Raw genomic sequence first — 11,061 nt, 5'->3', positions numbered from 1 at the left:
TCCGGCAATTCGGTAACCAAGCTGCTGCCCCAAGGCAGCCCCGATGTCGGAAAAATCGAACGGGACAGGATTACCTGCGATCAAGATGTCGGTCGATACCGGCTTATGGGTGTCCGGATCGATCTGCTGAACGACCTTGACGCCGCCCTTGCCATTGCGGCCTTGGCCATCCGATACGCGCGTCTCGCGAACGACGGGCGCCGTATCCGTTATGTCCGTTCGCAGATTGCCTTCCGCGTCGAGCAACGGCTCTCCCGCGGCATTTAACGGCACACCATCTTCGTTCGTTACAAAAACGAGTTCCACGGATCGCCCGTAGCGATCCGCCTTACCCACAGAGCCATCAGGAAGAGTCCGAAGCATGGTATTCGTCGGAAGGATGGCCCCCGTTTCCGGATCGGTTTCAAATACGGGCGCGTCAGAAACTGTCTGCAGGCCAACGACGATTTCCTCGTCACCAAATTCGATCTCTAAGTTCGGGATTTCCAGAGCCGAAACGTCGATCTCGCCGACGAGGCTCTCCAGGCCGCCATTTTCGCCGTTGTCCGCATAATTAACCATCGCGTCAATATACGACCCGAAACCAGCGGCGTCGGATTGAGCAATGTTGAGTATTGCCGTGCCTTCTTCCTCAGAAATAGCAACAATCTTTATGGAACCATCGGGCTCTTTTTCAACTCTCCCGTAAGAGTCATATTCAATATCTCCGTTTTCCTTTACGGTAGCCCTTTGAAAATAAACAGTCTTTTTGTCTCCTTCAACATTAACTATAGTATTACCAACAAGCATATCGCCATTCGGTTGCCTTATCGTCGTTGGAACACCATAAATTTTCGTACCATTTGCGCCTGCAAACAGATTAAGATACTGGGACACCGACATGACTGTCGATGACCCTTCGATATAAAATACTCCATTTTCTGAATTGTGGCGGTATCTCAGTCCCGCAGAACCGAAATCGGCACCGAGGACATCCTTTATATAGTCCGCTCCATGAATCCCGTTTCGATTACGCCAGCCCAAAGGCTGATAGACTTGCACACCGTTAACATTCACCCATACGCCGTCCAACCCCTCGCTCAGGAGCGTCGGGCCGAGCGCCACCGCAGCGCCAGATGCCCCGACCCCCTCCATGAGACCCAGGCTGGGCCTTCCGTTTTCGACCCATACATAAGCGCCGCCCGCCACATTGTGCCGGATGATCTTGCGCCCATATCCATCGATTTCCGCAATATATCGCCCATCAGAACTTATCTGACCGTTTGTGAGGCCGCTCGCCCCTCCGGCAAAATTATACTCTTCGGGTCGCTTCCCAAGCGACTGGCCCCAGCTCGTGCCATAGGCCGCAGCAACAAATATACCGTTGTTCATGAGGGAGAAGCCCAGAGCGCCGTAGCTCCTCCCCTCAAGATATCTGCGGGCATTGGGCGTCGCTATTCTCCACACTATGGAGTCCGACGGGAGCTTAGTATAATCTATTCCCAAACCGGTGCCCGGGAAATGATTTATCAACCCTTTACTGTTCCAAACAACCCCGTCAACGGCCAAGATGGAATTTGATGATATTTGGTTAAAAACAGAATCACCACCTATATCCACCATTCTCTCAAAGAAATTTACTACAGCACTGTCAATTTCCCAAGAAAATACGTCGAGAGGTGTATCATATCTTCCTTTATTACTTATAAGTGCGTTGTAGTTACCCAATATGGCCGCTGCGCCGGCTTCCCCCGAGTAAGTTGTAATTTCCGCCTGAGTCTCAAGTATATAAGCAGCCTCCAATAGATTATCCATCGTTACCTGATAGACACTTCCATTATAAGCGTATGGATTGTTTATCGCTCCGCTTTGAACCTGCTCAACATATTTAAGTCGAACGCGCTCAGCTTCCTGCCTCAAGACGGTTGCAATATTATAATATGATTTTGCGCGATTTGCCGAAAAGCTAAAACTGGTTCCGATCTCGGCGCGCGATTGGGCCGTGGCGGCTCGAAGCTGCGATCGGAATTGAGTAGAGTATACGCTATCGCTCATAGCATTTTACCTTTGTCCTATAGCTTTTCGACGGCCATTCTAGAAACAAAAAAGTTCCGAACCGAGCTATCTATGACACGCCAGTCCGATCGGTCATTCGGATTTATTCTAGTGTACAAATTAATATGGTATAGACCACCATCTTTCGACTTCAGCTCAACCTGCCTACCGATCAGGCACGTCTTCTCTTCCATCTCTTGATCATCTGGGCAATGAAGGAAAAAATCGTGAAAGTCTTTTTCTTCTAGATAAAGATTCCTTTCCGGGTAATCTGGAGAATTTACAACTTTATATGCAAAATTCTTCAGCCCAAATTCTTTTTTTCCTTCATATTTGTACCAATCGAAATTCTCGCCGATAGGCTGATCTATAAAATTGCTTCTATATCCCGGAACTTTTTCTGGAGGAACCAAGGCATATGACAATATGCTCCCCCTAGATTTCCAAGGAAGATCGGAAGCTGGACTATCGTCTTTGTAATTTAACGCGATCAATCTTGGCCCATCGAATTTCCCAATCAGTTTGTCCGCCAAGAATCTATTTTCTACATTCAAGACAATATTTGAAGTTTTCTTTCCATCTTCATAGAAAGGATAGACAATCCGCATCTTGGATTCATCTTTCATATTATTTGCGTTACAGGAACATAGGAGCACTAGCGGGATGACCCCGGCGGAAACCCTGAGGCTGTAAAGCTTGCCCAGCCATCGGCGCATTGAAATCAACGGAGCAGGGCGCACTTTCAATCGACGTTCTCCAGCCGCGCCTTGGCTTCCCGCAGGCCCTGTATCTTCGGACCTGAATCGACGGAGATCAGCCTGCCCGACTCGCCTTTCCGAACCGGCGGCGAATATATCCAGATAACGCCGCCGCTATCTCGCGCTGCCCGGGCAAACATAGCTCGAGCTGCATGGGCGTCCGAAGGCACTCCTATACCCTTCTCGAATTTCAACCCGAGTTCCAGCTGGGCCTGCTTGTCTCCGTCGCGAGCTCGTTCGGCAATTCGCTGGAGACCGGCCTCTGCCGCGCCGGGCGCGAGCGGAATGCCCATATAGCTGTTCGCGGCGCAGGCGCCGAGCGACAGGGCAACCGCCAGCAACGGCAGAATGCCCGCTTTTCCAGAACGGAAACGACCCGAATCGATCACAGACAGATGCCCCCATCTACCTCTTAAGACAGAGAAAATCCGATTTCCGGGGCGCCGTCAACTATTGTTCGCCACCTATTCGGCAGTATTTCAAAAAGTGACAGAAAACCGTCCGAATCCGCGAGATTATCTTTCGCGACCTGCTTGCGAAATACTTGTCTGGAGCGGACTGATTAAATAGCTAACTATTCGCCGCGTGCCCGTCTTTACGTCGACCGTCGCGGCGAGGCCGGGAGCCAGCGCATAGCGCCGGCCGTCGGCGTCGACGAAGCTGCGGTCGAGCGTGACCGTCACGACATAGACGAGCCCCAGATCCTTGTCCTGCACGGCATCGCGGCTGATCCGCGCGACACGCCCGGGAACCGCGCCATAACGCGTGAAGGAGAAAGCCTCGAGTTTGACCGCCGCCTCCTGCCCGACGCGGATGAAGCCGATGTCCTTGTTGAGCACCTTGGCCTGCACCTCGAGCGCGCCGCGCGCGGGAACGACGGTCATCAGCGGCTTCGCAGCCTCGACCACACCGCCCACCGTATGCACCTCGAGATTCTGCACGGTGCCGTCGACGGGCGCGGCGAGCCGCTGGAAGCGGTTCATCTGACGCGCCTTCGTCACTTCCTCGCGCCGCAGGATCGCCTCACCTTCGGACTTGGCAAGGTCGGCCAGCGCGGTGCGCAGCGCGGTCTCGCGCGTCTCGCGGATCTGTTCGCCCGCCTTGCGCGCCTCGGCCTCGCCGCGCGTGATCTGGGTCAGCGCGACTTCGCGCTCGCCCGCTTCTGCGCGCCGCTGGCGTTGCAGCTCGAGCAGGCGTTGCCCCGGCGCATAGCCCTTGGCATCGAGGCGGTTCATCCGGTCGATCTGACGGTCGAGGATCGGTACCGTGTCGGCGAGCCGCGCGGCGTTGGCGCGCGCGGCATTGGCGTCGGACAAAGCGGTGGCGCGCGCGGCGGCGAGGCTCGCCGACATCGCCTCGATCTCGGCAAGCTGGGCAGCGATCAGCCGGCGCTGGGTTTCGGCGATCTCGGGCGCGGTGCCAGGGGGCGCAACGAAGCGGAGCGCCTTGCCCGAGAGGGCATCGGCGATCGCCCTGTTCCGCGCGATATCGAGCTCGGCGGTCGCCAGCGCCTTTTCGGCGGCGGCAAGGTCGGCGCCGACGATCGTCGGGTCGAGATCGAGCAGCGCCTGCCCCTTGCGGACGGCATCGCCGTTGCGCACGTAAATCGCGCGCACGACGCCGGCACCGGGCGACTGGACGAGTTTGATATTTCCGGTCGGGATCAGGGTCCCGGGCGCCGATGCGACGACGTCGACGCGGCCGAACACCGTCCAGACGATGGTCAGCGCAAGGCCGATCACCAGCACCCATGTCACCACCCGCGCGGTCGGCGATACCGGGCGCTCGGCGACTTCGAGCGCGGCGGGAAGGAAATCGGCCTCCTGCGTCGGAATGAAGCCCTTGCGCCGTTCGCGGTCGGCGCGGATCGCTTCCTTCAGTACGTCCCAATGGTGGCGCCAGCCGCTCATGGCTGCCCCCCCCCGCTCTGCCGGCGATGAAGGTCGGCATAGCGACCGCCCGCCGCAAGCAATTGCTCGTGCGAGCCGCGTTCGACGATATGGCCGTTTTCCAGCGCGATCAGATTGTCGCACTGGCGCACCGCGGACAGGCGGTGAGCGATGATGATGACCGTCCGGCCCGCCGAAATCGCTTTCAGATTGCGCTGGATGATCTCCTCGCTCTCGGCGTCGAGCGCGCTCGTCGCTTCGTCGAGGATGAGGATGCGCGGCTGGGTCACCAGCGCACGCGCGATCGCGAGCCGCTGGCGCTGCCCGCCCGACAGGTTCGTCCCCCGCTCCTCGACCGGCGTGTCATATCCTTGCGGCAGCTTGACGATAAATTCGTGCGCGCCGGCAAGTTTGGCCGCCGCCATCACCTGTTCGAGCGGCATCGCGGGGTTCGCCAGCGCGATATTCTCGCGGATCGAACGATTGAACAGCAGGTTTTCCTGCAACACGACGCCAATCTGCCGGCGCAGCCAGGCCGGATCGATCTGGGCGATGTCGACCCCGTCGATCAGCACCCGCCCGCTCGCCGGCACATACATGCGCTGGAGCAATTTGGTCAGCGTCGACTTGCCCGACCCCGACGATCCGACAATCCCCAGCGTGGTCCCCGCAGGCACGGTCAGGTCGATATCCTCGAGCGTCCACGGTCCCTCAAGCCCGTAGCGGAATTTGACGGCGTCGAACCGGACCTCGCCCTTCAGTGCCGGAAGTGCAACGCGGCTGCCGGTGCCCGGCTCGACCGGCTGGTTCAGCACATCGCCGAGCCGTTCGATCGCGATGCGCACCTGTTGGAAATCCTGCCACAGCTGCGCCATGCGGATGACGGGTCCCGACACGCGCTGCGCAAACATGTTGAACGCGACCAGCCCGCCCACGGTCAGGTCCTTGTCGATCACCGCCTTGGCGCCGAAATAGAGGATCAGCACCATGTTGATCTTCGAAATCAGCTGGATCAGCTGGCTACCCGTATTGCCAAGGTTGATAACCTTCTGCGACGCGAAGCTGTATCCCGCGAGCTGGCGTTCCCAGCGATCCTGCCATTGCGGCTCGACCGCCCCCGCCTTCACCGTCTGGATGCCGCCGATGCTTTCGATCAGCAGTGCGTTGTTGGCGGCCGACCGCTCGAACTTCTCCTCGATCCGCGCGCGCAGCGGGCCCGTGATGAAGATAGCGACCGCGACGTAACAGGGGATCGCCAGCACCGCGATGATGAAGAGCTGCACCGAATAGAACCACATCACGACGAGGAAGACGATCGTGAACAGCGGATCGACAAGGACGCTCAGCGACGCGTTGGTCAGGAATTCGCGGATCGTTTCGAGCTGCCGCACCCGCATCGCGACGTCGCCGACACGGCGCGCCTCGAAGTAGGAAAGGTTGAGGCCCAAGAGGTGGCGGAACAGCTTCGCGCCGAGTTCGACGTCGATCTTCTGGCTGGTTTCGGAATAGAGCCGCGTCCGCAGCCAGCCGAACAATGTTTCCCAGATCGACACGACCGCAAAGCCGATCACGAGGATGGTCAGCGTATCGAGCGTGTTGTGGACGAGGACCTTGTCGATCACATTCTGGAAAAAGAGCGGCGAAGCCAGCCCGAGCAGGTTGATCGCAAGCGTCACGAGCAGGACCTCGCCGATCAAACGGCGATATTTGACGATCTGCGGAATGAACCAGCTGACGTCGAAGGCGCGCGTCACCCCGCCGATGCCTTCACGCGTGGTCACGAGCAGCAGTTCGCCCGACCACATCGCCTCGAGCGCACTGCGCTCGACCTTGATCACCTGCGGCTGGACGCCGTCGGTGCTGCGGCAGGGCGGCTGGATCAGCGCTTCGTCGGCGGTGACGCGCGCGATGATGAACCAACCCGCGGGGCCGTTCGCGAGCGCGGGCAGCGGGGTGCGCTCCAGCTTGTCATAACTGGTCCGGAGCGATTTTGCCCGGACCTCGTCCTGCCGTTTCGCAATCCGCTTCAGATCGTCGGCATCGACGGCGCGGTCGTGCCCGACACCGTGTCGTAGCTGGTTCGGATCGACCGCGATGCGATGCAGCGCGAGAATGGTCGCATAGGCGACAAGGCCGCTGTCGTCGCGGCCGTCGGCCACATCGCCCGGTTGCGCTGGCGCGGTCATTGCGGCCCCTCCCCGGCGGGCAGGTTCGCGCCATGCTTGATGAGCGTCCGTGGTTCGGTCGCACCTGCCTCGGGCGAAACGACCCGCGCATCGGTCGCCGGGGCCGGGACTTCGACGGGTTGCGGCTTCCCCGCCGGCGCGCCGAGGCTGTCGATCGCACGAAAGACCGCGTCGCTGGGCAGTCCCCCGCGCCGCGCCGCGCGCTTCGTATATTCCGCCGGATCGTAGAGCGGCGGCCCGGCAAGCAGCTGCCGCGTTTCGAGCTGGCCGAGCTGGCGAAGCAGGACCGCCTGCGCGACATAATTGTCGCGCTTGCTGGCGAGCAGCGCCACCTCGGTCTCGCGCAGCGAATTTTGCGCATAAAGGACGTCGAAGGTCGACCGCAGCCCTTCGCGATATTCTTCGAACGTGCCTTCATAATAGATGCGCGCCGCCTTCAGCTGCAACGTCTGCGCCTCGAGATTGCGCGTCGCGGTGACCCACTGGTTCCACGCGTTGAGCACCGCCTGCACCATCTGCCGGCGTGTCGCATCGACGCGCAAGGCATCGGCGCTCTGCCGGTTCCGGGCCTGCGCGACAAGCGAGCGGACGCGCCCGCCCGACACGATCGGAATGGTCAGCGTCGCCCGGCCGGTAAAGGTCACATCATGCTCGCGCTCGTCGAACGGCAGGGCCGGGCCGTTCGTCCCCGCAATCCCCTGGATCGACAGCTGCGGATTCCCCTCGGCGCGCGCGGCCGCTATCCGCGCGCGCGACGCCCGTTCGGTCGCCATCGCGGCCGCCAGATCGGGATTGGCCATTTCGGCAACGGCAAAGGCCTCGTCGGGACTGGCGGGCAGGCCCGGCAGGTCAGGTTCGGCCGCAAGGTTGCCGGGTTCACGGCCGACGATGGCGACGAAGGATGCCGTACTCGCCTCCAGCTGCGCCTCGGCGACATTGCGCTGCACCCGCGCCGCCTGAAGCTGCGTTTCCGCCTGCGCAATATCGGTCCGCGTCAATTCGCCCGCTTCGCGGCGCGCGACGATCTCGTCCAGCGTCGCTTCGAGTACGCGCACATTTTTCCGGCGGATAGCGAGCGACCGCCGGTCGCGCCGGACGTCGCTATAGGCCGCGATCAGTTCGACCAGAAGATCGCCCTCGACCCCGCGCAGCACCTCGCGCCCGGCGGCGCTCGCCGCGACCGCGGCAGAGACGGCACCGCGCACGCGCCCGCCGGTGGTGATCGGCTGGTCGATGACCAGCTGCGTCGCCACATTGTCGCGCTGGATATGCGGGTCGTTCAGCCGGTCCGAAATCGGCCGGGCGGCCTGGGTGATCGATCCGGGCAGGATATAGTCGTAATTGCCCGAAACCTGCATTTGCGCGGTGGGCCGGATACCGGACAGCGCGATCCCGATTTCGTCATCCGTAGCGCGAAGATCATAGCGGCGCGACGCGAGCCCGGGATTGGAAGCGAACGCCTCTGCGATCGCGGCGGCGAGACTGTCGTCCGGCGTCGGCTCTCCCGCCTCTGCCTCGAAAGGCAGGTCGGGATCCGCGTAGGAATCATGCACCGGGCTGAGCCGCTGTTCTTGCGCCGCGACCGGAAACCACAAGGCTCCGGAAATAAAGATAGACAGAACAGCGCGCTGCGTCGCGCCGAAACCCATTGCCATGACTATTGCAAGCCGACCGCAATATTTCGCTGATGCGCATAGTCCGGCAGATCAAGGGTATCGGGAGAAAGATTCGATTCCCGCCGACTTCTTTTCTCTATAATCAACGACATATGCGACGCGCCCCTAGCCGAGCAGACTGGAAGTCCCGGCTAGGGCAATGATTTGATTACAAATATTTTCAAGTCAATCCCGATCTTCGGGCTGGATCGTTTATCGCATTTTCAGGTCGAATATTTGGCGAAATACCGCAGGCACTGCACCAACAACTCGGATCCCCTTTCCAGGGGCCGAACCGGCATCGGGATTCGGCACGATAAAGCCGCCAGCGCGACGACGCGCCCGTTCCCCGAGAAGGTCGGGCGCTCTTTCCCAGATTTACGTTGTTTCTTCAACCGTCGGCAAACGGGAAAATGGTGCCCAGAAGAGGACTCGAACCTCCACGACCTTGCGATCGCCAGCACCTGAAGCTGGTGCGTCTACCAATTCCGCCATCTGGGCACGGGGTAGGAGCGGGCGCTTAGCGGCGGGTCCCTTGCCTTGTCAACTGCGTCGCGGGGCACAATGTGCATTTTATCGCAAAGCGTCAGCTTTTGCGTCATATTGCCGCCGTCGCCCCTTGCCCCCCTTCCCGCTTCGCGGCATGGGGAAGGCCGTCGGCGCACCCGCGCCATCCAGAGAATCGATACAGGCGGACGCACATGCAGAAACTCGATGGGCAATTGATCACGGTGCTGGGCGGCGGCGGCTTCCTCGGTCGCTATGTCGTGCAACGCCTGCTCGCACGCGGCGCGCGCGTTCGCGTCGCGCAGCGCGAACCGCGCGCGGCGACCTTCCTCAAACCGCTCGGCGGTCTCGGCCAGACGCAGTTCGTCGCGTGCGACGTTCGCGACGCCGCCAGCGTCGCACGCGCCGTTCAGGGCAGCGACGCCGTCATCAACCTCGTCGGCGCCTTTGGCGACATGCAGGCGGTGCAGGCCGACGGCGCAAGCCACGTCGCGACGGCTGCGCGGACGGCGGGCGCGGCAGCGCTCGTCCATGTCTCGGCGATCGGCGCCGACGCGGGCAGCGCGTCGGCCTATGGCCGCAGCAAGGGCGACGGCGAAGCCGCGGTGCGCGCGGCATTTACCGACGCCGCCATCCTGCGCCCGTCGATCATCTTCGGACGCGAGGACCGGTTCATCAACCGCTTCGCGACGCTGATGCGCATCTCGCCCGTCGTGCCGGTCATCGCGCCGAATGCGAAGTTCCAGCCAGTCTATGTCGGCGATGTCGCCGATGCCGTCGTCGCGGCATTGGGTGACGCCGCCGCCGGCAAGACTTTCGAAATCGGTGGCCCGCAGGTGCTGACGATGGCCGAGCTCCTCTGCTGGATCGCCGACGCGACCGGCCGCTCGCCGCTGTTCGTTGACGTCCCCGACTTTGTCGCCTCGACGCTCGCGAGAGGCTTCGGCTGGGCGCCCGGCGCGCCGATCACCAAGGATCAGTGGCTGATGCTGCAGCATGACAATATCGTCGCGGAAGGTGTCGAAGGTGCCGCGCAGCTTGGCATCACACCGGCGTCGCTTGCCGCGGTTGCCGACGGCTGGCTGGTCCAATATCGCCGCAACGGGCGCTTTGCCGAGCTCGCCTCGCGATAATGGGCATCTGGCTGACCGCAATCATCCTCGGCATCGTCGAGGGTCTGACCGAGTTTTTGCCCGTCTCCTCGACGGGGCACCTGATTCTTGCAACGGAACTTCTCGGCTACGACGCTTCGCGCTGGGCGATCTTCAATATCGCGATCCAGCCAGGCGCGATCCTCGCGATCGTCGTTTTGTACCGGAAGCTGTTCTGGGAGATGTTCACGGGCTTTTTCCGGCGGGATCCGGTGGCAATCGCCTTTGTCCGCAACCTTCTCCTTGCCTTCTTCCCAGCGGTCATCCTCGGTCTCGCCTTCGGCGACTATATCGAGCTGTTGCTGGAAAATGCCGTCGTCGTCGCCTGGGCGCTCGTCATCGGCGGCTTTGCGATCCTGCTGGTCGAGCGCTTTGCCAAGACCACCGACGTGGGCGGGGTCGCCAATGTGACGGCGCGGCAGTCGATCCTTGTCGGGCTGGTCCAGTGTATCGCGATGAGCCCGGGGGTCAGCCGGTCGGGCGCGACGATCCTAGGCGCGATGTCGTTCGGGGTCGACCGCAAGACCGCGGCCGAGTTCAGCTTCTTCCTTGCGCTGCCGACGCTGACCGGCGCGACCGCGCTCCAACTGTTCAAGCATCGCGACGCGATCACCTCGAACGACCTTGGCCTGATCGCGGTCGGATCGCTTGTGTCGTTCATCGTCGCCTGGGCGGTGATCAAGGCCTTCCTCGCGGTGGTGACGCGCTACGGCTTCACCCCCTTTGCCTGGTACCGAATCATCGTCGGCGTCGCCGCGCTGATCTGGCTCGGCATGAGATAGGTCCGAAACGGTATCAATTGACGAAAGATAATTGCGCAGAGCTGCCTTGAGGCAAATCAGCCCCTTATTTTAGGTTAGCAATACTGACCTAACTCGCAT

Annotated in this window: 8 protein-coding genes and 1 tRNA gene; 3 read left to right on the top strand and 6 right to left on the bottom strand. The window is 61.0% G+C overall.

Annotated features, from left to right (window positions below):
• The first annotated feature begins 105 nt into the window (after positions 1-105).
• Positions 106-267, top strand: coding sequence for a hypothetical protein (locus VGU00_RS12535; RefSeq protein WP_327468964.1), 162 nt, complete (start codon positions 106-108; stop codon positions 265-267).
• Between the two features lie 1,784 nt (positions 268-2,051).
• Here VGU00_RS12535 and VGU00_RS12530 read toward each other — a convergent pair.
• The 6 genes from VGU00_RS12530 to VGU00_RS12505 form a co-directional block, all read right to left on the bottom strand.
• On the bottom strand, positions 2,052-2,780 hold the full coding sequence (locus tag VGU00_RS12530) for a hypothetical protein (protein ID WP_327468962.1): 729 nt from the start codon (positions 2,778-2,780) through the stop codon (positions 2,052-2,054).
• Positions 2,777-3,181 carry a hypothetical protein gene (locus tag VGU00_RS12525; protein WP_327468960.1) on the bottom strand — a complete coding sequence of 135 codons (405 nt, stop codon included), beginning with the start codon at positions 3,179-3,181 and terminating at the stop codon, positions 2,777-2,779. The genes VGU00_RS12530 and VGU00_RS12525 overlap by 4 nt, the downstream gene beginning before the upstream one ends.
• A gap of 126 nt (positions 3,182-3,307) precedes the next feature.
• The gene (locus VGU00_RS12520) at positions 3,308-4,702 is read right to left on the bottom strand and encodes an HlyD family type I secretion periplasmic adaptor subunit (protein WP_327468958.1); all 1,395 of its coding nucleotides are present in this window, start codon (positions 4,700-4,702) and stop codon (positions 3,308-3,310) included.
• Complete coding sequence (locus VGU00_RS12515) at positions 4,699-6,867, bottom strand: type I secretion system permease/ATPase (RefSeq protein WP_327468956.1); 2,169 nt, start codon at positions 6,865-6,867, stop codon at positions 4,699-4,701. The genes VGU00_RS12520 and VGU00_RS12515 overlap by 4 nt, the downstream gene beginning before the upstream one ends.
• Complete coding sequence (locus VGU00_RS12510; protein ID WP_327468954.1) at positions 6,864-8,462, bottom strand: TolC family outer membrane protein; 1,599 nt, start codon at positions 8,460-8,462, stop codon at positions 6,864-6,866. Before VGU00_RS12510 ends, VGU00_RS12515 begins: the two co-directional genes overlap by 4 nt.
• 474 nt (positions 8,463-8,936) lie before the next feature.
• Positions 8,937-9,023 (bottom strand) — tRNA-Leu (locus VGU00_RS12505).
• A gap of 200 nt (positions 9,024-9,223) precedes the next feature.
• Here VGU00_RS12505 and VGU00_RS12500 point away from each other — a divergent pair.
• Together VGU00_RS12500 and VGU00_RS12495 are read left to right on the top strand one after the other, a co-directional pair.
• Positions 9,224-10,162 carry a complex I NDUFA9 subunit family protein gene (locus tag VGU00_RS12500; RefSeq protein ID WP_327468953.1) on the top strand — a complete coding sequence of 313 codons (939 nt, stop codon included), beginning with the start codon at positions 9,224-9,226 and terminating at the stop codon, positions 10,160-10,162.
• A complete protein-coding gene (locus tag VGU00_RS12495) occupies positions 10,162-10,962 on the top strand; it encodes an undecaprenyl-diphosphate phosphatase (protein ID WP_327468951.1) in 801 nt (266 codons plus the stop codon). The genes VGU00_RS12500 and VGU00_RS12495 overlap by 1 nt, the downstream gene beginning before the upstream one ends.
• Positions 10,963-11,061 lie beyond the last annotated feature (99 nt).

The organism is Sphingopyxis sp. (assembly GCF_035944815.1).
Lineage (GTDB): Bacteria > Pseudomonadota > Alphaproteobacteria > Sphingomonadales > Sphingomonadaceae > Sphingopyxis.
The sequence above is the reverse complement of the archived record's forward strand: the minus strand, read 5'-3'. Positions and strand labels throughout refer to the sequence as shown.